The organism is Mycobacterium sp. URHB0021 (assembly GCF_054057895.1).
Window position 1 is genome coordinate 792,516 of record NZ_JBSRZT010000002.1, and the last position, 22,773, is coordinate 815,288.

The 22,773-nt window shown below is 67.5% G+C and carries 23 protein-coding genes; 13 read left to right on the forward strand and 10 right to left on the reverse strand.

Annotated features, from left to right (window positions below; genetic code table 11):
• Positions 1–5: 5 nt before the first annotated feature.
• Positions 6–1,658, reverse strand: coding sequence for an L-lactate permease (locus ACVWWN_RS06030; RefSeq protein ID WP_457143080.1), 1,653 nt, complete (start codon positions 1,656–1,658; stop codon positions 6–8).
• Between the two features lie 189 nt (positions 1,659–1,847).
• Between ACVWWN_RS06030 and ACVWWN_RS06035 the strand changes: the two genes are divergently transcribed.
• Genes ACVWWN_RS06035 through ACVWWN_RS06050 form a run of 4 tightly spaced genes read left to right on the forward strand, consistent with a single transcriptional unit; the run spans position 1,848 to position 5,701 of the window.
• Positions 1,848–2,123: a hypothetical protein gene (locus ACVWWN_RS06035; protein WP_457143081.1), complete on the forward strand. Its 276-nt coding sequence runs from the start codon at positions 1,848–1,850 to the stop codon at positions 2,121–2,123.
• A 28-nt stretch (positions 2,124–2,151) separates the two neighbouring features.
• On the forward strand, positions 2,152–3,750 hold the full coding sequence (locus ACVWWN_RS06040) for a S53 family peptidase (protein ID WP_457149014.1): 1,599 nt from the start codon (positions 2,152–2,154) through the stop codon (positions 3,748–3,750).
• Positions 3,747–4,961, forward strand: coding sequence for a zinc ribbon domain-containing protein (locus ACVWWN_RS06045; RefSeq protein ID WP_457143082.1), 1,215 nt, complete (start codon positions 3,747–3,749; stop codon positions 4,959–4,961). Before ACVWWN_RS06040 ends, ACVWWN_RS06045 begins: the two co-directional genes overlap by 4 nt.
• Positions 4,958–5,701: a hypothetical protein gene (locus ACVWWN_RS06050; RefSeq protein ID WP_457143083.1), complete on the forward strand. Its 744-nt coding sequence runs from the start codon at positions 4,958–4,960 to the stop codon at positions 5,699–5,701. Before ACVWWN_RS06045 ends, ACVWWN_RS06050 begins: the two co-directional genes overlap by 4 nt.
• On the opposite strand, the gene ACVWWN_RS06055 is transcribed toward ACVWWN_RS06050, so the two are convergent.
• From ACVWWN_RS06055 to ACVWWN_RS06065, 3 genes are all read right to left on the reverse strand, one after another.
• On the reverse strand, positions 5,698–6,345 hold the full coding sequence (locus ACVWWN_RS06055) for a sigma-70 family RNA polymerase sigma factor (RefSeq protein ID WP_457143084.1): 648 nt from the start codon (positions 6,343–6,345) through the stop codon (positions 5,698–5,700). The two genes, ACVWWN_RS06050 and ACVWWN_RS06055, sit on opposite strands and share 4 nt — an antisense overlap.
• 139 nt (positions 6,346–6,484) lie before the next feature.
• Entirely contained in the window at positions 6,485–6,655 is a 171-nt protein-coding gene (locus tag ACVWWN_RS06060; RefSeq protein ID WP_457143085.1) for a hypothetical protein, read from the reverse strand.
• Positions 6,656–6,748: 93 nt separating this feature from the next.
• Positions 6,749–8,926 carry an elongation factor G-like protein EF-G2 gene (locus ACVWWN_RS06065; RefSeq protein ID WP_457143086.1) on the reverse strand — a complete coding sequence of 726 codons (2,178 nt, stop codon included), beginning with the start codon at positions 8,924–8,926 and terminating at the stop codon, positions 6,749–6,751.
• Positions 8,927–9,000: 74 nt separating this feature from the next.
• Here ACVWWN_RS06065 and ACVWWN_RS06070 point away from each other — a divergent pair, with 74 nt between their 5' ends.
• The 4 genes from ACVWWN_RS06070 (at position 9,001) to ACVWWN_RS06085 (ending at position 13,031) form a co-directional block, all read left to right on the forward strand.
• The gene (locus ACVWWN_RS06070; protein ID WP_457143087.1) at positions 9,001–9,213 is read left to right on the forward strand and encodes a hypothetical protein; all 213 of its coding nucleotides are present in this window, start codon (positions 9,001–9,003) and stop codon (positions 9,211–9,213) included.
• A 196-nt stretch (positions 9,214–9,409) separates the two neighbouring features.
• A complete protein-coding gene (locus tag ACVWWN_RS06075; protein ID WP_457143088.1) occupies positions 9,410–10,852 on the forward strand; it encodes a GntP family permease in 1,443 nt (480 codons plus the stop codon).
• A gap of 23 nt (positions 10,853–10,875) precedes the next feature.
• Positions 10,876–12,084 carry a CaiB/BaiF CoA transferase family protein gene (locus tag ACVWWN_RS06080; protein WP_457143089.1) on the forward strand — a complete coding sequence of 403 codons (1,209 nt, stop codon included), beginning with the start codon at positions 10,876–10,878 and terminating at the stop codon, positions 12,082–12,084.
• A complete protein-coding gene (locus tag ACVWWN_RS06085) occupies positions 12,081–13,031 on the forward strand; it encodes a hydroxymethylglutaryl-CoA lyase (RefSeq protein ID WP_457143090.1) in 951 nt (316 codons plus the stop codon). The genes ACVWWN_RS06080 and ACVWWN_RS06085 overlap by 4 nt, the downstream gene beginning before the upstream one ends.
• A 198-nt stretch (positions 13,032–13,229) precedes the next feature.
• Here the strand turns inward: ACVWWN_RS06085 and ACVWWN_RS06090 are convergent, their stop codons facing one another.
• From ACVWWN_RS06090 to ACVWWN_RS06100, 3 genes are read right to left on the reverse strand one after another with little or no spacing between them, the layout of a single operon-like run.
• Positions 13,230–14,018, reverse strand: coding sequence for an IclR family transcriptional regulator (locus ACVWWN_RS06090; RefSeq protein WP_457143091.1), 789 nt, complete (start codon positions 14,016–14,018; stop codon positions 13,230–13,232).
• On the reverse strand, positions 14,006–14,413 hold the full coding sequence (locus ACVWWN_RS06095; protein WP_457143092.1) for a TIGR03668 family PPOX class F420-dependent oxidoreductase: 408 nt from the start codon (positions 14,411–14,413) through the stop codon (positions 14,006–14,008). Before ACVWWN_RS06095 ends, ACVWWN_RS06090 begins: the two co-directional genes overlap by 13 nt.
• Positions 14,414–14,416: 3 nt before the next feature.
• Positions 14,417–14,950, reverse strand: a complete 534-nt coding sequence (locus ACVWWN_RS06100; RefSeq protein ID WP_457143093.1) for a MarR family winged helix-turn-helix transcriptional regulator — start codon at positions 14,948–14,950, stop codon at positions 14,417–14,419.
• A gap of 83 nt (positions 14,951–15,033) precedes the next feature.
• Between ACVWWN_RS06100 and ACVWWN_RS06105 the strand changes: the two genes are divergently transcribed.
• A complete protein-coding gene (locus ACVWWN_RS06105) occupies positions 15,034–15,681 on the forward strand; it encodes an FMN-dependent NADH-azoreductase (RefSeq protein WP_457143094.1) in 648 nt (215 codons plus the stop codon).
• 3 nt (positions 15,682–15,684) lie between these two features.
• Here the strand turns inward: ACVWWN_RS06105 and ACVWWN_RS06110 are convergent, their stop codons facing one another.
• Complete coding sequence (locus tag ACVWWN_RS06110; RefSeq protein WP_457143095.1) at positions 15,685–17,121, reverse strand: dihydrolipoyl dehydrogenase family protein; 1,437 nt, start codon at positions 17,119–17,121, stop codon at positions 15,685–15,687.
• 161 nt (positions 17,122–17,282) lie between these two features.
• Here ACVWWN_RS06110 and ACVWWN_RS06115 point away from each other — a divergent pair, with 161 nt between their 5' ends.
• Positions 17,283–18,179: a LysR family transcriptional regulator gene (locus ACVWWN_RS06115; RefSeq protein WP_457143096.1), complete on the forward strand. Its 897-nt coding sequence runs from the start codon at positions 17,283–17,285 to the stop codon at positions 18,177–18,179.
• Positions 18,180–18,190: 11 nt separating this feature from the next.
• On the opposite strand, the gene ACVWWN_RS06120 is transcribed toward ACVWWN_RS06115, so the two are convergent.
• Positions 18,191–18,877, reverse strand: coding sequence for an SDR family NAD(P)-dependent oxidoreductase (locus ACVWWN_RS06120; RefSeq protein WP_457149015.1), 687 nt, complete (start codon positions 18,875–18,877; stop codon positions 18,191–18,193).
• A 177-nt stretch (positions 18,878–19,054) separates the two neighbouring features.
• On the opposite strand from ACVWWN_RS06120, the gene ACVWWN_RS06125 reads away from it, so the two are divergent.
• On the forward strand, positions 19,055–19,870 hold the full coding sequence (locus tag ACVWWN_RS06125) for an LLM class F420-dependent oxidoreductase (RefSeq protein WP_457143097.1): 816 nt from the start codon (positions 19,055–19,057) through the stop codon (positions 19,868–19,870).
• Between the two features lie 20 nt (positions 19,871–19,890).
• Here ACVWWN_RS06125 and ACVWWN_RS06130 read toward each other — a convergent pair whose 3' ends face one another.
• Positions 19,891–20,502, reverse strand: coding sequence for a hypothetical protein (locus ACVWWN_RS06130; RefSeq protein ID WP_457143098.1), 612 nt, complete (start codon positions 20,500–20,502; stop codon positions 19,891–19,893).
• 193 nt (positions 20,503–20,695) lie between these two features.
• Between ACVWWN_RS06130 and ACVWWN_RS06135 the strand changes: the two genes are divergently transcribed.
• Positions 20,696–21,835 (forward strand): ABC transporter substrate-binding protein, encoded by a 1,140-nt coding sequence (locus ACVWWN_RS06135; RefSeq protein ID WP_457143099.1) that lies wholly within the window; start codon positions 20,696–20,698, stop codon positions 21,833–21,835.
• An 18-nt stretch (positions 21,836–21,853) separates the two neighbouring features.
• On the forward strand, positions 21,854–22,708 hold the full coding sequence (locus ACVWWN_RS06140; protein WP_457143100.1) for an ABC transporter permease: 855 nt from the start codon (positions 21,854–21,856) through the stop codon (positions 22,706–22,708).
• Positions 22,709–22,773 lie beyond the last annotated feature (65 nt).

Genomic DNA, 22,773 nt, shown 5'->3' on the forward strand with positions numbered 1-22,773 from the left:
TGGATTCAGGGCACCATCCAGGACAACACGTCCGAGGACTGCAGCGCCGACAGCGCGCACAGCACCACGAGGAACACCAAGCTCCACGCGATCACCCGGCGGAAGATGTCGCCTTCCTTCCCGTCCATCCCGACCGCCGCTGCCGCGATCGCCAGGTTCTGCGGCGAGATCATCTTGCCGAGCACGCCGCCGGAACTGTTCGACGCGGCCATCAGCACATCGGACAGACCGGCCTGGTTGGCGGCCGCCACCTGCAGCGCGCCGAAGAGCGAGTTCGACGACGTGTCGGAACCGGTGACGGCGACCCCGAGCCAGCCCAGGATCGGGGACAGCAGAGCGAAGGCGCCTCCCGCACCGGCCATCCACGTGCCGAGCGTGATCGTCTGGCCCGACAGGTTCATCACGAACGCCAGTGCCAGCACGACCATCACGGTGAGAATGGCGAACCGCAGTTGATGCAGCGTGGTCCCGTACGCCTTCAGCGCGCGCGGCACCGACAGGCGCAGCACCGCCATGGTGATGATTCCGGCGATCAGCATCTGGGTGCCGGGGGAGGTGAGAAGGTTGAGCGAGAACTTCGTCAGGGAGAGCGGGTCTCCGTCGGGTTTCAGGACGTGCAGGCCGGGCCAGGCGATGCTGAAGGTGGCCTTGTCGAGCAGCTTCTTGACCGCCGAGATCTGGCAGATGACGAAGACCGCGATGATGATCGCGTACGGGGCGTAGGCCTTGATGACGTCCCCGCGCTCATCTTTCCCGCGGTCGTCGGGATGCTCGACTCGCTGGGCGAATTCGGGCGTCGGCTCGTCGACGGAGCCGCCCGCGACCGGGGCCGGCGCCATCGTGTGGCGCGGCCGCCAGATGCGCACCATCCCTACCACCGCGGCCGCCGACAACAGCGAAGCGACCACATCGGTGAGCGGAACCGAAACGAAGTTCGACGTTGCGTACTGGGCGATGGCGAAGACGACGCCACAGACGACGGCGACCGGCCAGGTGTCGCGCACGCCGCGCCACCCGTCGACGATCGCCACCAATGCCAGCGGGACGAACAGCGCCAGGATCGGCGTCTGCCTGCCGACCATCGCGCCCAAGGTGTCGCTGGACAGCCCAGACACCTTGCCCAGGGTGAGTATCGGCGTTGCCATCGCACCGAACGCGACGGGAGCGGTGTTGGCCGTCAGCGCCAGCACCGCGGCCTTCAACGGTTTGAATCCCAGCGCCATCAGCATCACGGAGGTGACGGCGACGGGCGTGCCGAAGCCGGCGAGGGCCTCCAAGAGCGCACCGAAGGAGAACGCGATGATGATGGCTTGGACCCGCTGGTCGTCGCTGACTTGCGCGAAGGACCGCCGCAGCACATCGAAATGTCCTGTCTCAACCGTCATCTGGTAGACCCAGATGGCGTTGATGACGATCCACAGGATGGGGAAGAACCCGAAGGCCGCGCCTTCGGTGCCGGCCAGCAGAGTCTGACCGACCGGCATCCCGTACACGGCGATGGCGATCACGATGGCCACCACGAGCGAGACCACCGACGCGATCCAGGCGGTTATTCGCAGTGCGCCGAGCATCACGAAGAGAAGGAGGAGGGGCAGGGCGGCGACAAGAGAACTCCACGCCAGAGAATGCGCTACCGGATCGAGAATCTGCTGGTACACGGTGACCACCTCGCGGGCTGGCTTGACGAGATATCGGCGGTGTAGCCGGACTGAACGCTTTTCAATCCTCGGGTCGTGCGCGGTAACCGGCAATGGGAGTGCGGTTGTTTGGACATTCGGTTAGAGTTCCGTTCGCCGGACGGTAGTTCACAGCTTCGGCACAGGGTCGGGAGTAGATAGGACTGCAACATGAGGTCAGGTCGTTTGACTCGCGGCGTCGCCGCGGCTGTCGGCGGTAGCGCGATCGTGGTGATGGTCGGTTTGACCGCATCCTGCGCCAAGGAAGAGGAGAAGGCCCCCGAGACCTCCACCACGACGACGACCACGACGACGTCGCCTGCGACCCCCGCGCCGCCGCCTCCCGTCGAGCCGACCGAGAAGTCGATCAACCCCACGGGCGGCAATCTGTTCACGCCGCCGGTGAAGGCGCCGGCGGCGCCCACCGCTCCTCCCGGCGACAACTGAACCGTCGTCTGGCCTGTTCACAAGTACTCTGGCGGGTGTGACTGCCCGGCATGTGAGTGTGCTGGCCTTGATCGCCGTGGCGGTTTCGGTGTTGGTCTCCGACCTGCACCGAGGACCGGGCTTCGACCGGCCCGGGACGATCACAGGGCCATACGCCTACCTGCTGGCGAGCTCGACCGATCTCGGGTTGTCGCACCGGGGCCAGACTCAGCTGACGGCCGCATTGCGCGACGGCGGCCGGCCTCAGCAGCTGTACGGCTGGGCGGACCGTAACGGGTTGGCGGTTCGGTGGCGGCCTGGCGAGGACTGGGCCGTCGTCGAAGGCACCGCCGAACGAGTGGCCAGCGCGTTCCGCGTCGAGGTGCACGACTACCGGGGCATGCGGGGCCAGCTGTTCTATGCCTCGCCGCAGCAGCCCGACATCCCTGATCAGCTGCGCGGCGAGGTCGCCGAATTGGGCCGGATCCTCGGCTATACGCCGCACCGCACGAACCGTCCCGACTTCATTCCCCTTGATGTGCCCGACCGGGGGCTGACGCCGACCGCGCTGCGCAACAGCTACAACCTCGGCCGCCTCGCCGCCGACGGGTTCACCGGCAAGGGCACCACCATCGTGTTCTTCGCGTTCGACGGGTTCGACCAGTCCGACCTCGACATGTTCGCCGACGACTATCGCCTGCCGAGATTCACCCCAACCCTGGTCGGCGGTCAGCCCAGTGAACCGCGCGGCGAGACGACGATGGACCTCGAGGTCGCCCACGCCATTGCACCGGATGCCACGATGGTGGTCATCAACGCGCGGCCGACGGTCGAGGGCGACGGCGCCTTCGAGAAGATCTCGGACATGTTCGAGTCCGCGGACCGACAGTTTCCCGGTGCGGTGTGGAGCTTTTCGATCGGCTGGGGGTGCGACAAGCTGCACACGGCAGCGGATCTGGCGCCGGTGCGCTCGGCGCTGCGAACCGCACACTCGCACGGCACCACGGCGTTCAACGCCAGTGGTGATCTCGCAGGCATGGAATGCCGTGGCGGACAGGACTGGTCGTCTCCGCCGGGCCCGTCGGACATCGGCCTGGACTCGGTGGCGTCGTTGCCGGAGATGACCGACGTCGGTGGCACCACGCTGTCCACCGATGCGACAGGCAGGTGGCTGGCCGAACAGACGTGGTTCGACGTCCCGCTCTCGATCGGCACCGGGGGAGGCGTGTCCTCGCTGTTCGACCGCCCCGACTGGCAGCGAGGCGTGGCGCGAGACCAGGACCCCGGTCGACGGCTGACGCCCGACGTGGCGGCGGTCGCCGATCCGTTCACCGGTGTGCAGATCGTGTTGAACCAGCAACAGGTGGTGGGCGGCGGTACGTCGCAGTCGGCGCCGATCTGGGCCGGCATGGCGGCCGTGATGAACCAGTATCTGGTCGCCAACGGCGGGCGCCTGATCGGCGACCTGAACCCGATGCTGTACCGCATCGCGGCGGGTGCGGCGCTACCCGGCTTCCGTGACATCACGCTCGGCGGGAACGCCGTGGCCGATGCCGGGCCCGGCTACGACATGGTCACCGGCCTCGGCTCTCCCGATGTGGACAACCTCGTCCGCAATATTCTCGTACTCCAGAAGGCAAGCCCATGAGCACCGGACCCGAACAGGACGACGACGCCGTGCCGACCACCGAATGCCGGATCTGCGAGACCGACGTTCCGGACGGCGAGTACTGCGGACTGTGCGGCTGTCACCTGACCCCGCGACGTGGGGAAGGGCCCGACTGGTTGCGCATGCGGGACTACGGAGCGGCGCCGAACGAACACCTGTTGCAACTGTCGGTGGCGAGTTCGCTTTTCCCGCATCTGCCGCAACGGTCGCGGACGGCCTTCCGGATCGGGCTGGGCGTGGTGCTGCTGGCGCTGATCGCCTTCACGCTGCTGCGGGTGCCCGCTGCCGTGGTCACGGTGGCGGCGCTGGGGCTGCCGATGTTGTTCCTGCTCTACCTCAGGGAGTCTGACGCAGTAAACGATCTGCCGATCCGCAGCCTGGTGCTGACGGCGGTGCTCGGTATCGGGCTCGGCGTCGGCTGGGTGTTGGCGACCGGCGCCCTGGTCGCTCGTTCGTACCAAATCGCGCTGGGCGCAGGGGTAGTCGGCGCCCGCATGCTGCAGATGGGCGTCGCCATCCCGCTCGGCGGAGTGATCCTGATGCTGATGCCCGCGGTGATCGTGCGGTTGCTGCGGCCGCCGACGCGGGAGGCGCTGGACGGCTTCATGGTCGGCGTCCTCGGTGCGCTCGCCTTCACCGCGGCGGCGACCCTGACGCGGCTGGCGCCGCAGTTCGAAAGCGGGGTGGTGAGCAAGCGCCCGATGGAGAGCCTCATGGTCGAGGCGGGAATCCGGGGCATCGCCGTGCCGTTGATCGCGGCGGCCGCGGGCGGATTGATCGGTGCCGCACTGTGGTTCACCCGGCCGCCGAGCAAGGCTGCGCAGCGGCCGGGGCTGGTGCGGCTGATCCTGGTCGTGTTCGCGGCGATCGTGCTGGCGGTGTATCTGGCTCTCGGGCTGATCGACGTCGCGCATTTCCCGCAGGTGCTGATGCTGATGCTGTACCTGATGCTGGCGGTGGTGTCGCTGCTCGTGCTGCGCGTCGGGTTACATCTGGCCCTGCTGCACGAGGCGCATGACGAGATCCAGTCCGATGAGCCGCTGTTGTGTACGCACTGCGGCCATGTCGTGCCGGATATGGCGTTCTGTCCCGCCTGCGGGGTGGCGACCCGGGCGTCGTCGCGGTCATCGAGGCAGGCGCGGCGGGAGGCGCGTCCGGTGCGCACCGATTCCGGTCCCGAGCGTTCATGACGAGCTCGGTGCGCGGTTCCACCACCGACTTTTTTCCCGGCTACGCCGTCCCGAGGGGGACGTACGCGGCGCCGCCGGTGCACCGGACGTCGCGGACCCGGCTGGTGGTCATCTGGTTCGTCGCGATCGCGGTCGTCGCCTCGGCACTGGTCGGCGTCTCGGCGCTGATGACCAAGCCGTCGGTGCGGTACGTGTGTCCACCCGACTGCGGCCGGCCGCCGACCGGCACACCCGTGGAGATCAATCCCCGGTTCACCGCCGCCGATGGCTCGTTCTCGGTGTCCTATCCCGCGGAGGGCGCGGCCTACAAGGTCACGACGAAGGCCGACGGCGTAACGGCCGATCTGCTTGCCGGCGACGGTGGCACGCTGCAGTTGTTCAGTCAGCCCGCCGGCGGCCGATCCCCTCAGCAGATCGCGCACGATCTGGTCGGCCGGACGTTCCCGGACACCCGCACGGCCTACGAGATCCCGAATGCGATGGTCGGATACCAAGCCGGATACGGCGAAGCCGCCGACTGCTGGCCGCAGGGCTCCAACATGAGCTACCTGAAGATGCGGGTGCTGGTGATGGTGGCCGTGAAGAACGATCTGGCGTTGATCGCCGCCGCGGTCGGCCCGTTCCGGCAGTTCGGTCCTGACTCGGGCATCGGCAAGCCGTCGGGCGCCAACCTCCAGATCGCTCTGGATATGGGCAAGTACGTCAACAGCTTCGCGTGGCGGGGAGACCCGCTCCGCTAAGCGACCTCGGTCAGTGCGTAACCACGGTCCCTGGCCACGTCGGCCAGCAGGCTGCGCAGCTGGCGGCGGCCACGGTGCAGCCGAGACATGACGGTGCCCAGCGGGACGTCGGTGAGTTCGGCGATCTCCTTGAACCGGAAGCCCTCGACGTCGGCGTAGTAGATCGCGGTGCGCAGCTTCTCGGGCAGCTTCTGCATCGCGGCCTTGATGTCGTCGTCCTCCAGGAGGTCGAGCACCTGATCTTCGGCTGAGCGCAGACCGTTCGACGAGTGGCGGGCCTCGGCCATCATCTGGCCGTCGGTGATCTCCTCGGTGAGCCACTGGACCGGGCGGCGCTGCTGTTTGCGATAGCTGCTGATGTGGCTGTTGAGCAGGATCCGGTACAGCCAGCCGCCCAGGTTGGTGCCGTCGCGGAAACTGTGGAACCCGGCGAACGCCTTGGCTGCGGTCTCCTGCAGCAGATCCTCGGCCTCCGCGTGATTGTGGGTCAGTTTCAGCGCCTGGCGGTAGAACCCCTCGAGAAGCGGCAGCGCGTCCCGTTCGAACCGGGCGATCAAATCCGTATCATCCACGGGGTCTACCTGATCGACCTGATCGGCACGAATTATGTTCTGGGACAACGCTGTTACGCTGGCACTTCGCATTACATCTCCTGACGATCGCCGGTCCGCTTCTGTGTCTCCAACTCTGGTTTGCTCTCCCGGCGTTGTCGCCACGGCTGTCCCCCAATGCCCTCCTCTGGAATTCCGGACCCGGCTATACCGGCTAGCACCCATACGTTGGTCACGTAAAAAGAAACAGCCAGGCTGCCGCCAGCGCGGCCACCGCGAGGAACAGTGTGGCGACGAGGTGGTGGTAGAGCCGTGGGTAGACGGCCGCCCCGTCGAAGGGTGCTTGGATGGGGGCCGTACCGACGATCTCGGTCGCGCCGATGGTCCGCTGGATGTCGAGCATGTAATTCAGGTTCGCGGGCGAACGGGCGCGTGTCATCGCGGGTGACGCCCAAACCGGCTTCCCGCTAGCCGGTATCCCCAAGTAAGGGAAGGCTCAGGCGGAGGTCTTCACCTTGGCCGCGGCCGACTCCGGCATGGGCTCGTACCTGGCGAAAGATCGGGTGAACGAGCCGGATCCGTGCGACAGCGAGCGCAGGTCGATCGCATACCGGGTGAGCTCGACTTCGGGGATCTCGGCATTCACCAGGGTGCGGTCCTCGCCCGCCTTATCGGTGCCCAGCACGCGGCCGCGCCGGCCGGCCAGGTCGCTCATCACGGCACCGACGAGATCGTCGGGTATCAACACCGAGACCAGATCGACCGGTTCGAGCAGGTTCACCTTGGTCGCCGCGGCCGCGTCACGCAGGGCCAGACCGCCCGCCATCTGGAACGCGAAGTCCGAGGAGTCCACGCTGTGGGCCTTGCCGTCGAAGAGCGTGACCCGGATGTCGACCACCGGATAGCCGGCGCCTGCCCCGTTGAGTAGGCCCTTCTCCATCTGTGCCCGGACGCCCTTTTCGACGCTCGGGATGAAGTTCCTCGGCACGGCGCCGCCGACGACCTTGTCGACGAACTCGAAGCCGGAGCCTTCGGGCAGCGGCTCGACCTCGATGTCGCACACGGCGTATTGGCCATGTCCGCCAGACTGTTTGACGTGTCGGCCGTGTCCTTTCGCATGGCCGGCGAACGTCTCCCGCAGCGGCACCCGCAGTTCGACGGTGTCGACGGCCACGCTGTAGCGGCGGGCGAGCGCATCGAGGACCACGCCCGTATGGGCCTCGCCCATGCACCACAGCACGATCTGGTGGGTTTCGGGGTTCTGCTCGATGCGCAGCGTCGGGTCTTCCGCGGCGAGCCGCTGCAGGCCGACCGAGAGTTTGTCCTCGTCGGTCTTGGCGCGCGGCTGCACGGCCATCGGCAGCAGCGGTTCGGGCATCGTCCACGGCTTGAGCACCAGCGGGTCGGCCTTGTCCGAGAGCGTGTCGCCGGTCTCCGCGCGGCTCAGCCTGCCGATCGCACAGATGTCGCCGGCCACCACCGAGGGCGCGGGCCGCTGCTGCTTGCCCAGGGGGAAGGACAGCGTGCCGATGCGTTCGTCCTCGTCATGATCGGCGTGCACGGTGGAGGTGGCATGGGAGCTCGCGAAGGTGCCGGAGCCGGTGAACGACGACAAATGGCCCGACACGTGCACGGTCGCGTCGGGCCTGATGGTCCCGGAGAACACCCGGACGAGGCTGACCCTGCCGACGTAGGGATCCGACGTCGTCTTGACGACCTCGGCCAGCAGCGGACCGTCGGGATCGCACGTCAGGCTGTTGCGCGACCTGCCCTGCGGGGTGAACACCTCGGGCAGCTGATGTTCGGGCGGAGACGGGAAACCGCTGGCGATGATCTCGAGCAGTTCCAGCGTGCCGACGCCGGTGCTGCTGCACACCGGGATCACCGGGAAGAACGAGCCACGGGCGACCGCCTTCTCGAGATCCTCGATGAGCACGGACTGATCGATCTCTTCGCCGCCGAGGTAGCGCTCCATCAGCGTCTCGTCCTCGGACTCCTCGATGATTCCCTCGATCAGCGTGCCCCGGTGCTGTTCGATCCGGTCGCCGTATGAGCTGTCCGGGTCGCGGGTGGTCCGCGTGCCCTGCGCGTACTCGTAGTGCGTCTGGGACAGCAGCCCGATCAGACCGGTGCAGGGTGAATTGGCGGACAGGTACAGCGGCAGCACCTTGTCGCCGAATGCCTCCTGCGCGGCGGCCAGCGCGCTGTCGTAGTTGGCCCGGGCGTGATCGAGTTTGGTGATCACCACCGCGCGCGGCATGCCGACCTGGCTGCACTCCATCCACAGCGATCTGGTCGGTTCGTCGACACCCTCGTTGGCCGCGATGACGAACAATGCGCAGTCGGCCGCCCGCAGCCCTGCGCGCAGTTCACCCACGAAGTCGGCGTAGCCGGGAGTGTCGATCAGGTTGATCTTGACGCCGTCGTGCGCGAGCGGGGCCAGCGCGAGGCCGACCGAGCGCTGCTGGGCGATCTCCGCTTCGTCGCAGTCGCAGACGGTGGTGCCCTCACCCACGGTGCCGGGTCTGGTGAGTACCCCGGAGGCCACCAGAAGGGCCTCGACGAGTGTCGTCTTGCCGCCACCCGATGGGCCCACCAGCACCACGTTGCGGATGGCGGCCGGACTGTCCGCGGTGGGGGCGGCTCCGGCGCCCTGGGTCGTCTTGTCGGCCATGACGTTCCCTCCCGTCGGCGGAGCCGACATGAGATCAGAAGCGACGCTGCTCCTGTAATCCACAATTCCCCGAAGTGACACCGAGCACAAGGCATTCGGTGGGTTCGTGGCCGGCGGACAGGCCGGCCGTCCGATCCGTTCTCACGAGGAGACCACCGCATGTCCGCCCCGCCCCGGTACGCAGAACTCCGCTCTTCTCCGACGATGTCAGCTATGTGGACCCCGAGGGCCGCGAGGCACTCACCGCGTTGATCGGTGCGGTGCAGGAGCAGTTCGGTGCGGCCTGACCGATAACCGAGGGGCACCGCGACGGCGGGTGCCCCTTTCGGCTGTTGCGGCGGGGTCGCTGTCCTGCGGGGTTGCTTATATTGCGGGTTCATGCTCATAATGTGAGTAGTCGTCGAAGTGGTCGCCGTCACACCGTCAGCCCGGGTGTCGCGCGATACATCAGGACAACCGGCGCATTCGAAGGGATCAGGTCCGATGTCGCACCTTGCTTTAGTCGTCAACACCGCCATCGCGATCCTCGCGGTCGTGCTGCTGATCGTGCGGTTCAAGTTCAACCCGGTGGTCTCGCTGGTGACCGGGTCGGCCTACCTCGGGCTGGCCACCGGCATCGGCGTCGAGAAGACGATCGACGCGATCATGAAGGGATTCGGCGACATCATGGCCGAGATCGGCCTGCTGATCGCCTTCGGTGTGCTGATGGGCTCGATTCTTCAGCGGACCGGCGCGATTCAACGGCTGGTGGAAACGCTGCTGAAAGTGTTCGGCGCCAAACGCATGCCGTATGCGATGTCGCTGACCATCGCGACCTTCCTGCAGTCGATCTACGTCGACGTGCTGCTGGTCATCTCCGCGCCGCTGGCGCGGTCGATGGCCACCAAGATCGGCAAGAAGGGCACTGGGCGGATGGCGGTGGCGATGGCCATCGGCCTCGATTGCGGCCTCGCGCTGACCGTTCCCGGCGTCGGTGCGCTCGGCCTCGCCGGGTTGCTCGGAGTGCCGCTCGGCAAGATGCTGCTCTTCGGCGTTCTGCTGGTGATCCCGACCGTGGCGATCGCGGTGACCATCATGCAGTTCGTCTTCATGCGCGGGTGGTGGAACGAAGATCGCGACGAGCAGGCGTACAGCGGTTCGGAAGCCGATACGGAACTCGGTGGTGAGCCGGCCGGTGCGTCACCCGCTTCCAATGGCTCCGGTGACAGCGGCGCCTCCGGTGTCGACGGTGGCGCCTCGGGTGGCGTGACCACCAAGACCGCGGCGACGCAGACCCGCACCCGGGCACCGTTGCTCCTGCTGTTCGCACCGCTGATCTCCTCGCTCGTCCTCGTCGCGGTCGGCGCGATCCTCGACGCTGCCGACATCCACAACCCGATCGTCAAGTTCGTCTCCTCGCCGGTCATCGCGCTGCTGATCGGTCTGGTCGGGACCAGCTTCGTCGGCCGCTATGCCGTCGGTGCCGAAGCGGTCCAGCGCGCCATCGGCACCGGCTTCAAGGAGAGCGGACAGATCCTGATCCTGACCGGCGTCGGCGGCTCGCTGGCCGCCACCATCAAGGCAACAGGCCTCGGCGACGTGCTCGGCGAGTACTTCACGGCGAGCACGGTCGCACCGCTGCTGGTGGTATGGGCGATCGCGGCGGCGCTGCACATCGCGATCGGCTCGATAAGCATCTCCGCCATCACCGCGGCGGGAATCCTGGCCCCGGTCGCACCGCACATCGGCGTCGACCCGGTGCTGCTCGCGCTGGCCGCAGGCGCAGGATCGTTTTTCTGCGTGCATGTGACGAGCAACACCTTCTGGATGTTGCAGTCGCTGCTGGGGCAGTCCACCCGCGGGGCACTCAAGACCGTGACCGTCGGCGTCTCCGTAGCCTCCGTGGTGGCGATCCTGCTCATCCTGCCTATGAGCGCACTGTTCTGATACTGAACCCAGAAGGAATACCATTGAACGACAACAACGTTCGACCCCTGGCCGGCGTACGGGTGCTCGAACTGGGCAACTACATCGCGGCCCCGACGGCAGGGCGGATGCTCGCCGACTTCGGCGCCGAAGTGATCAAGGTGGAGCGGCCGGTCACCGGCGACGAACTGCGGAACTGGCGGCTGTACGCCGGCGACACCTCGATGCTCTACCGGACGATCAACCGCAACAAGAAGTCGATCGTGCTCGACCTGAAGACCGACCGCGGCCGCGACATCGTGCTCGATCTGCTGCGGCACTGCGACGTGCTGCTGGAAAACTTCCGCCCGGGCACGCTCGAGAAATGGGGCCTGGGTCCCGAGGTACTCGACAGCGTCAACCCCGAACTCGTGATCACCCGCATCTCGGCGTTCGGGCAGACCGGCCCGCTGGCGGAACGTCCGGGATTCGCTGCAGTGGCAGAGGCGTTCGGCGGGTTGCGGGAGCTCATCGGTGACCCCGACCGGCCGCCCGTGCGGATGGGCGTCTCGATCGGCGACTCGATCGCGGGTATCTACGCCGCCTTCGGCACCGTGATGGCGCTGTTCCAGCGGGAGCGGACAAAAGTCCCGCTCGCCCAGCGTGTCATCGACGTCGCCCTGAACGAGGCGGTGCTCTCGGTGATGGAGTCCCTGGTGCCCGACTACCTCGCCTACGGTGTCAAGCGGGAGCGCGTGGGTGGTCGGATGGAAGGCATAGCACCCAGCAACGCCTATCCGTGCGCGGACGGCACCAGCGTCATCATCGCGGGCAACGGCGATGCGATCTTCCAGCGCTACATGGACACCATCGGCAGGCCCGACCTGGCCGCCGACCCCGATTTGCAGAGCAACGCCGGACGGTGGTTACGCCGCGAGGAACTCGACGAAGCGATCGGGCAGTGGTCCATCCAGTACGACCGCGACGAGGCGTTGAAGATCCTCGACGCGGCCGGTGTGCCGAGCGGGCCGATCTACACCGCGGCCGACATCTGTGCCGACGACCAATATGCGGCCCGAAACATGATTCAGCACTTCGCCGTCGACACCGGGGAGGATGAACCGCAGAGCGTCGGGTTCACCGGGATCGTTCCCGTAATCGGCGGGCAGTCGTTGCCCATCCGCAGTGTCGGGCCCGACCTCGGTGAGCACACCCATGAGGTGTTGTCGTCGCTGCTGGGTCTCACCGACGAAGAGATCGGAGTACGGACATGACATCAGATCGAGATACGACGGCACGGCCATATTCACCGGCGGCCGAACTGCGCGACGTGACGTTGCGCGACGGCCTGCAGCTCACCGCGAAGGTGCTGCCCACCGAGCGCAAGGTGGAACTGGTACGCGAACTGCTGGCGGTGGGCATTCCCGCGCTCGAGATCGGCTCGATGGCCCGGCCCGAACTCGTGCCTCCCCTGGCCGATACGCTCGACGTCATCGCGGCCCTGACGCCGGAGGAACTCGACCGGTGCTGGGTCTGGGTGGCGACGCCGCGGCACGTCGAGAAGGCGGCCGCGGCGGGCGCGCGCCGGTTCCAGTACTGCTTCTCCGCGTCGGATTCCCACAACAAGGCCAATATCGGCCGCACCACCGAGGACAGCGTGGCGGCCATGCCCGCGGCGGTCCGCATCGCACAGGAAGTGGGTGGCTCCATTCAGCTGTGCCTGGCGACGGCGTTCACCTGTCCGTTCGAAGGCCCGACCGATCCTCGACGGGTGATCGGTATCGCCGCCGATGCGCGCACCGCCGGGGCGGACGACGTGGTGGTCTGCGACACCATCGGCCAGGCCATCCCCACCCAAGTCACCGATCTGGTCACCGCGCTACGGACCCGAGTCCCATTGCGGCGCATCGTTTTCCACGGCCACGACACCTGGGGGCTCGGCGTGGCCAATTCGTTGGCCGCGATCAGCGCCGGAGCCGCGATGGTCGACGGAGCGCTGGGTGGACTCGGTGGCTGCCCCTTCGCGCCCGGCGCCAGTGGCAATACCTCCACCGAGGATCTGCTGTTCGCGACGCGGCCGGCCTGGTTCAACCCCGACGTGCTGGCCGCGTTGGTCGGCACCAGCGACAAGTTGCTGGCCGAACTCGGCGAGCCGAACCGTTCACGCGCCGCCGAGGGCGCCCGGTCCAAGTCGAAGGCCTTTGACTGGGTCATCCGCTGAACCGCGACCGTGCGTGTCCCCGGCCGACACGCCGAGTTGGGATGGCACTTCACGCACGCTCGGCCTCGTGGGCGGACGGCGGGGTTGCCGGTTTGCAGGCCATGGTCGGTGGGATTGCGTCTTACCAGGGCGCGCAAACTCAGTGTGTCGCCCGGCGTGTCGGCCGCAGACACGCACGCTCGCGAAAACACGAAGAAGCTAGTGGGGGATCCGACCGCCGATGGTGCGGGTGACCTGTTCGGCATAGCCGACCAACAGGTCCACCCAGGCCTCGCACTGCTCGCGGGGCATCCGGATGGTCGGGCCGCTGATCGTGACCGCGCCGATGATGTCACCGGCCGAGTCGAACACCGGCGCCGAGAGGCCTGATGCCGAATCCTCACGCTCGCCATTGGTGATCGCATAGCCATCGGCCTTCGCCTGGGCGATGAGCGTCCGAAGTTCGTCGGGGCTGGTGACCGTGTAGTCGGTCAGCGGCTCCAGCGGTGCGCTCGTGATCTTTTCCGCGAGTTCTGGATTCCAGGCCAGGAGCACGCGCGAAGCCGAACCGGCATGCAGCGGAATGACCTTGCCGACGTACATGTCCCGGCGCAGCGCGTGGCGGGTCTCGGCGATGGCGACGCACACCCGGAAGGTCTGTTCGACCTTGAAGAAGCAGGCGGTCTCGCCCGTCTTGTCGCGCATCTCCTTGAGTACCGGGTTCACCACCGACAGCACGTCGAGATCCTTTGTCGCCGTGGCCGCCCAGTAAGCCATTCGCGCACCGATGCGGATCTGGTCCCCGACGCGGTCCAGCAGCCGCTGCGAGACCATATTGCTCACCAGCCGCTGCACCGTCGAAGTGGGCAGGCCGGTGGCCTGCTGGATCTCGCCGAGTGTCATCGACGGCCGCGACAGCGAGAACGCGTCGAGGATCTCGGTGATCTTGCCGAGGACCAGCAGGGGCTGCTGTTTGGACGAGGCGCCGCCGTCGTTCAGGCTTGCCATGACGACCACTTTCGCACGTCGACCGTCACGACCGGACCGTCGAGCGCAATGCGGTGGTACTGAGGGTATTTCCGGCGCAGCAGGGCGTAGCAGTCGGCCATTTCGTCGCCCCGGTGGTGAATCTCCGCGACGCCGTCGGCACGCACCCACCACAGCTGTGCCCAGTCGTCGTCGTAATGCTCGACGAGCAGACTCACCTGTGGATTCCCCTCGATGTTGGCAAGCCGGCGCAGTCGCCGGGTGGATTTTCGCTTGGCGTCGATGGCGGTGTAGACGACGTCGGCGTGCACCGCGAAGACCACCGGCACGACGTGCGGTGCGCCGTCGCTGCCGACGGTGGCGAGCACCGCGACGGGTGAGTCCGCGAACATGGCCGCGGCATCGAAGTCGGCCATGCCCTAAAGACTATTCCCAGCGGACTGGTCGTCGGCGCAATCGACCGCCAGCGCGGCGCCCGTACAGTCCGGCGACACGGCAGGCGCGTCCTTGCCGCCTGCGGCCGCCGCGGCGGCGCGGTGCAGCAGGCTGTGCAGCGTCGCCATCTCATCGGCGGCGAGCGCGGCGAAGAGCCGCTTCTCCGAACCCGCGACCACGTGTTCGACGTCGGCGAGCCGACGGGCGCCCGCAGTCGTCAGGACCACCGTGTGCCGCCTGCGGTCCTGCGGCGACCGCCGGCGCTCGATCAGTGCGTCGGCCTCGAGATCGTTCAGTAACGCCACGAGGTTGGTGGGGTCGATGCCGAGCCGGTCGGCGAGATCGGACTGGCTCTGCTCGCCGAGATCGCGCAGCAGCGTCATCGCGATCACATGCCGCGGGCGCAGCCCGAATGTCGTGAGCTCGGCCACCGCCTCGGCCCGCAACCGCCGCGCGAGCAGGTCGAGCAACGGGCCCAGGAGCTGGTCGTTCGGGGTGACGGTCCGCTTCCGGCTCACACCGGCCAGCCTACGGGAATAGACCAACCGTCAGTCTGGTATAGATCATTTGTAATACACAAATGATCAATGAAAGGTCACTGATGTCGCAGCTCCTTCATATCGATTCCTCGGTCCAGGGCGACCGGTCGGTCAGCAGGCGGCTCTCCGCCCGCGCCGCGCAGCGGTGGCTCGCCGTGCATCCCGGCGGCGGCGTCACCTACCGCGACCTCGCCCTGAATCCGATCCCGCACCTCGATTCCGCGACCGGGATGGCTCGACTGGTACCGGCGGGGCAGCGCACGGCCGAACAGGAAGCGTCGTTCGCGTTGAGCGTCGAACTGGTGGACGAGATCAAGCGGGCCGACACACTGATCCTGGGTCTGCCGCTGTACAACTTCGGGCCGCCCAGCACGGTCAAGGCTTGGGTGGACCACATCGTCGCGCAAGGCCTGTCGATCGACGCCGAAACCGGCGCAGGCACGCTGACCGGCACCGATTTCGTCGTGCTCGCCAGCCGAGGGGGCGGTTATGGCGCCGGCACGCCGCGTGCCGGCTGGGACCACAACGAGGCGTGGCTGCCGCATGCGGTGGCCCTCCCCGGGCTGACGCCACGGTTCATCACGGCGGAACTGACGATGGCCGACGCGAATCCGGCGCTGGCGGAGCTCAGGCCGCTTGCCGCCGAAAGCCTTCGCCGCGCGGTCGATGCCATCGACGGGCTGTGGGCCGCCGACGAGAACGCCGCGTGATACTCACGCGTCGCGGTAGGCCTCCAGCAACCTCAGCCACACTTCGCTGATCGTCGGAAAGCACGGCACGGCGTGCCACAGCCGGGAGATCGGAACCCGGCCGGCCACCACGACGGTCGCCGAGTGCAGCAGTTCGCTGACCCCGGGGCCCACGAAGGTGACGCCGAGCACGCAGTCGTCATCGAGGTCGACGACCATCCGGGCCCGCCCGCAGTATCCGTCGGCGTAGAGGTTGGCGCCCGTCACCACGTCGCCGATCTCGACGTCGACGACGCGGATCCGGCGCCCCGCTCGGGCGGCCTCCTTCGCCGACAGCCCCACGGTCGCCGCCTCCGGATCGGTGAAGAACACCTGCGGCACCGCATACCTGTCGGCCGTCGTGTTGTGGCAACCCCACGGGGCGGTGTCCACCGGCCGCAGCGCGGCGCGGGCCACGATCGCGGCGGCCGCGATGCGGGCCTGGTACTTGCCCTGGTGGGTGAGTAGGGCGCGATGGTTGGTGTCTCCGACCGCGTACAACCAGCCGTCCCCGACACCGAGCACGCGACACGTGTCGTCGACGTCCAGCCACGAGCCGGGCGTCAAACCCACTGTGTCCATGCCGATGTCGTGAGTGAGCGGCGCCCTGCCGGTAGCGAACAACACCTCGTCCACTTCGAGGTCGGTACCGTCGTCTAGCGCTACGGTGACGGGCCCGGTGCCGCCGGGTCGATGCAGCTGGGTGACCGACACCCCGACCCGCACATCTACCCCCGCCCTGCCAAGCCCGCGGCCGACGAGCTCGCCGACAAACGGTTCCATTCTGGGTAGCAGACCTGTTCCGCGGGCAAGCAGTGTCACCTGTGCGCCCAATCCCTGCCAGGCAGTGGCTATTTCGACGGCGACGCCGCCGCCGCCGACGACGGCCAGCCGAGCAGGTACCGAATTGCTGTCTGTCGCTTTGCGATTGGTCCACGGGCGTGCCTCGGCGATACCGGGGATGTCCGGTATCGCGGCGCCGCTTCCGATGCAAACCGCGACCGCCCGCCGTGCGCAGAGCAGCAGAACCTGGTCATCGGCAGTGGTGACCGTGACGCGCCGCAGACCATCGAGGCGGGCATGGCCCCGGAACAGTTCCGCGCCCGTGGCCTTGATCCAGTTCGCCTGGCCGCTGTCGTCGAAGTGGGAGACGTAATGATCGCGCCTGGCGAAGACGCCTTCGGGAGACAGGGCACCGCTGATCGCTTCACGGGCGCCGTCGACCCGACGCGCGTCGGCCAGCGCGAGGACGGGTCGCAGCAAAGCCTTGCTCGGAACGCAGCCCCAGTACGAACACTCACCGCCGACGAGTTCTCGTTCCACGACGGCCACGGACAGGCCGGCGGCGCGGACACGCTCGACGACGCTCTGTCCTACGGGCCCGGCCCCGATGACGACGACGTCGTAGCTATATGTTGACATCTCCAGACCCTTCGCTGGTCGTGCGGACGGCGGCATCTCCCCGCCACTTAGGGAAACGCAGGAACCTTCAGAATGAAACAATCGACCGATACTCGTGCTCGATCACAGCCCTAAGCTGAGCGCATGGGGGCACGGCAGCGCGTGAAAGGCGGCCATGGGCCATGGAATTCCGCGAACTCACCGTGTTCGTGGCGATCGCCGAGGAGGGCGGGTTGTCGGCGGCGGCCCGCCGGTTGCACATTAGCCAGCCGGCCCTGTCCCAGAAGGTCAACGCCCTCGAGCGCGAACTGGGTGTGAAGCTCTTGGTGCGGAGCAGCACCGGTGTGCAGCCCACCGAGGCCGGGATCACCTTACTCGCCGAGGCCAGGGCGATACTGGCGCGACGGGACCAGGCGGTGGCGACCATGGCCGAGGCGACGGCGGGTACGGGGAGTGTCATCAGGCTCGGTGTGCCGCTGGAGCTGGATCCCGCGGTGCTGCCCTGCGCGCTGGCCCGTTTTGCCGAGAAGTTTCCCGACACCGCGGTGGTGCCCCGCCAGCTCTCGACCGCGGCGCAGTTCGCCGCCTTGCGTGAGGAAACCCTCGACCTGGGGCTGGTCCGCGAACGCCCGGCGGGCGCCGAGTTCGACGCGATGCTGGTGTCGCGGGAGCATCTGGGCGTCCTGATCGCCTCGGAGGCGGCCGCCGACCTGGTCGGACCCGATGGTGTCGGGCTGGACCAGTTGCGCGGGATGAAGTGGGTCGGGTTTCCGCGTGCGGGCAGTCCGGCATGGTTCGACGAGCTGACGTCGATCCTGCGCAGCCACGGCATCGACACCGGGCCACCGGTACCCGACGAGCTGGAACTGATCATGGCGATCAAGATCGTGTCGGTCAGGTCAGGTAGGGCGTTCGCGCTCTCCGGTGAGAGCCGGCCCGGTCAACTGCCGGATTCCGTCACCTGGGCACGGTTGGCGGGCGATCCGCTGGTGCGCCGTACGTGGGCGGTGTGGCCGGCCAGTTCACGGCGACGCGACATCGGGCATTTCGTGGCGCTCCTCGACTCGCCAAGCGGTTAGCCGGACGGGCGCTACGGGGCGATGGCCAACTGGCCGCCGGTGGCGTGAAGGACGGCGCCGTTGACATAGCTCGCGGCCGGCGAGGCGAGAAAGATGACTGCGCTGGCGATTTCGTCCGGACTCGCGACGCGTCCCAGCGTAGTGGTGGTGGCCATCCCCCCGGTGAGCCCCGGAATCGCGGCCGAACCCGGTGTCTCCGTCGGGCCCGCGGACACCGCGTTCACCCGCACGCCGGAGGGGCCGAACTCGTCGGCCCACACCCGGGTCAGCAGCTCGAGGCCGGCCTTGGTGGCACCGTAGATACCGGCCTGCCGCGCCGGTGTCGACGCCGCGACGGTGCTCAGGCTGATCACCGCACCCTTACCTCGTTCGGCCATGGCAGGCACGAGCTGCTGCACCAGGAGGTAAGGGGCGCGCAGGTTCAGATTCACATGCTCGTCGAAGAACGCGTCGTCGGTGTCGGCGGTGGCGCCGAACCGGTAGACACCCGCATTGTTCACGAGGATGTCCACGGATCCGGCGTCGGCGGCCAAGCGCCGAACCTCGTCGGGCTTGGCCAGATCCGCCGTCACGAAACGCGCCTTGCCGCCGGCGTCCTCGATGGCACGGACGGTCTTGTCGCCGCGATCCGCGCTGCGCCCGTGCACCACGACCTCAGCACCGAGCCCGGCCAGCTGGCGTGCGATCGCCTGCCCTATGCCCTAGGTGGCCCCGGTGACGAGCGCGGTCGAACCCTCCAGTGACGTCGCCGTGTCCATGCCGAAGATCGTCCGCCGTCGCCACTCGAACCGGCAAGACGACAGAGCTTATGGCGGCTATCGGCGGTGGCTATCGCCGCCTGCAATAGCCGAGGCGGTCGGCGCGTTGTCAGCGGCGTGACCAACAACATCCGCGTCGGGGTGCAGCTGTGGCCCGGCGGCACGCCCGACTACCAGACCTGGCGCGAAGCGGTGCGCACCGCCGACGGCCTGGGCGCCGACGCCATCTTCGGCTACGACCACTTCCACAAGCCCTTCGTGACGCCGCCTGTGGACGGGCCGCCACAGCTTCTTGCCGAGCAGCCCGACGTCAACAACTTCGAGGGCTGGACCGCACTGGCATCCTGGGGTGAGATCACCACTCACGCCGACATCGGGCTGCTGGTCACCGGCATCGGGTTCCGAAATCCGGACCTGCTCGCCGACATGGCCCGCACCGTCGACCACATCAGTTCAGGGCGGTTGATCCTTGGACTCGGATCGGGTTGGTACGAAAAGGATTATGCGGTATACGCATATGACTACGGGACCGTCGCGACGCGGTTCGACCTGTTCGAGGATTATGTATCCCGAATCGAGAACCGGCTGTCGCGGCTGGTGCCGCCGCCGGTGCGCAAGATCCCGATCCTGATCGGCGGTGTTGGTGTCAAACGCACCCTGCCGATCGTGGCCAAGTACGCCGACATCTGGCACACATTCGCCGGCGTGGACGAGTTCCGCAATAGGAACGCAATCCTCGCGGAGCTGGCCGAGGCGGCCGGGCGCGACGAAAAGCAGATCGAGCGGTCGGTGCACTGGGCCGGCCGAGAGCACGCCGACGCACTTGTCGCCGAGGGCGTCACCCTCTTCACCGCCGAGATCCATCCCACCGACTCGGGATATGACTTCGCCGAATTGAACGACATGCTGGCCTGGCGCGACCAGCAACGTTGAGCCACGGTGGGGACGCCCCGTCAGCGCGGACCGCGCGGCTGCGGCGCCACGCTGATCGGTGACCTGGTCACCGGCGTGCGGGTGACGCCGATCTCCGGCTGCCTCGTCGGCCTGGGCGCAACCCTCGGATTGGTGTACTCCGGAGCCCGGTCAACCGTGGGCGCCACCGTCTCCGGCGGAGGCGGTGGGGCCGCCGACGGCGGTGGTGGCGGTGGTGGCGGCGATTCGGTCGGTGACACCGCGGTGGCCGGAGCGCCGGCCGGTGCGGTGGCCGGGGCGGTGGCGGTCGGCGATGCCGTTTGCGTCGCCGGCGCCGGACGGGCCGGAGTGCTGCCCGGGCCCCGGAAGACCAGCAGCACGCCGGAGACCACGATCGCGATCACGGCGGCCGCGGCGGCGACGAGTGCCGTCGCGGCCGCCGTGGACCGATACCACGGCATCGGCGCAGGCACGAAGTTCCACGTACTGGCGTTGAACGCGTCGAAGTGACGAAACTCCGGGTCGGCAGGCACCGGTTCGGGATCGTCGGCCCCGGCCGGTTCGTAGCCGGACTCATCATCGGGCGGCCCGTCGGCATCCGCCGGGTCATCCCATAGATACTCGAAGTCCCCCTGGGCTTCGCGTTCCGCCACACAGAGATGTTAGCTCGGTCACCAGGACAAACGGGCGCCCGGTGACAACCCGGACTTCAGTCTCGGGATCCGACACCGACCTCCGCGCCAAAACGGTAATGTTCCAACGCCCGTTGGATCCATTCACCGCGCCGACCCGGCGCCGTAACCGCAGCGCCTCCGCGCGGCCTCCTGTCTATTGGAAGGTTCGGCAATGACCAGACCACGGCACCTGCCACGGGTGTTGACCGCCGCCACTTGCGCCGTAGCCCTCGCCCGGCTGATGGCCTGCGCCCCGCCCGAGAAGGCCAACACCGGCGGTGACACGCAGTCCGGTGTGAAGGTCAGCGAGGCGAAGTCGGCCGCGGACTTCGGCGGCATGGATGCCCTCGTCGAAGCCGCCAAGAAAGAGGGCACACTCAATGTGATTGCGCTGCCGCCTGATTGGGCGAACTACGGCGCCATCATCAAGGCGTTCGGCGACAAATACGGCATCAAGGTCAACTCCACGCAGCCCGACGCCGCAAGCCAGGATGAGATCAACGCGGCGAACCAGCAGAAGGGCAAGAGCAGCGCGCCCGACGTTTTCGACCTCGGCCAGTCGGTGGCCCTGGCCAACGCGCCGATGTTCGCGCCGTACAAGGTGGCGACGTTCGACAGCGTCCCCGCCGAGTTCAAGGATCCAAATGGCGCGTGGATCAACGACTATGGCGGTTATATGTCCATCGGATTCGACTCGGCCAAGGTACCGCCGGTGGCGGCGGTCAACGACCTTCTCAAGCCCGAGTACAAGGGCAAGGTGGCGCTGAACGGTGATCCGACCCAGGCCGGTGCGGCGTTCTCCGGAGTGATGATGGTGGCGCTGTCCCAGGGCGGCACGGCCGACGACATCGGCCCCGGCGTGGAGTTCTTCCGGAAGCTCAGGGAGGCGGGTAACTTCCTGCCGGTCGATCCCACCCCCGCGACCATCGAGTCGGGTCAGACCCCGGTGGTGATCGACTGGAACTACCTGAACGCGAGCGAGAGCAAGAAGCTGCCCACCTGGCAGGTGGTCGTTCCGCCCGAACACGCCGTCGCCGGCTTCTACTACCAGGCGATCAACAAGGACGCTCCGCACCCCGCCGCGGCCCGGCTGTGGCAGGAGTTCCTCTACAGCGATGAGGGGCAGAACCTGTACGCGGTCGGAGGTGTGCGACCCGTGCGCGCCGACGCCATGTCGGCGGCGGGCACGCTCGACAAGACGGTCGCCGCGACGCTCCCGGTCATCGACGGTCCCGTGACGATCCCGACCCAGGCGCAGACGGATGCGGCTTCGAAGTATCTGGCGGACAACTGGGCCAAGGCGATCGGCTGATATGCCGGGCGTCGGTCGATGAAGACACTCAACAAGCGGCTCGGCGAGACACTGCCTCTGCTGCCGTTCCTGATCCTGGTCGTGGTCTTCCTGATCATTCCGACGGTGACGGTGATCGTCAGCGCATTCTTCGCCGACGGCGTGTTCTCGCTGGCCCGGATTCAGGCGCTGTTCACCGGCACCGCGTTGAGCGCACTGTGGAAAAGCGTGCTCCTGTCCGGCAGCACGGCACTCCTCGGCGCGGTGCTGGGCGCTGTGCTGGCCTGGCTGATCGTGAGCAGTCCAGCCACCTCGATGGTGCGCCGTTCCGTCATCTCGCTGTGCAGCGTGCTGGCCCAATTCGGCGGTGTGGCCTTGGCTTTCGCCTTCCTGGCCACCATCGGCCTCAACGGTGTCCTGACGCTGTGGGTGCAGCAGGTGTTCGGCTGGAACCTTGCGGGATCCGGATGGCTCTACAGCCTCACCGGTCTGATCGTGGTCTACACCTACTTCCAGATCCCGCTGATGGTGATCGTCTTCGTGCCTGCACTCGAAGGTTTGCGCGACCAGTGGCGGGAGGCCGCGCTGAGCCTGGGCGCGTCGCGGTGGCAGTACTTCCGCGAGGTCGCCGTTCCGCTGCTGACGCCGGCCTTCCTCGGTTCGGCACTGTTGTTGTTCGCGAACGCTTTCGCCGCCTATGCGACCGCCGCGGCGTTGGTCAGCCAGGGCAGCCCGATCCTGCCGCTGCTGATCCGCTCCGCACTGACCAGTGAGGTCGTGCTCGGGCAGTCCGGGTTCGCGTACGCGCTGGCGCTGGCGATGATCGTGGTGGTGGCACTGGTGATGGTGGCCTACAGCGCATTGGTGCGCCGCACCGCGAGGTGGCTGCAGTGACACGAACCAGGCTGAGCGGAAAGGTGTTTCGGGCGGCACTCTGGCTGCTCTTCGGGCTCTTCTTC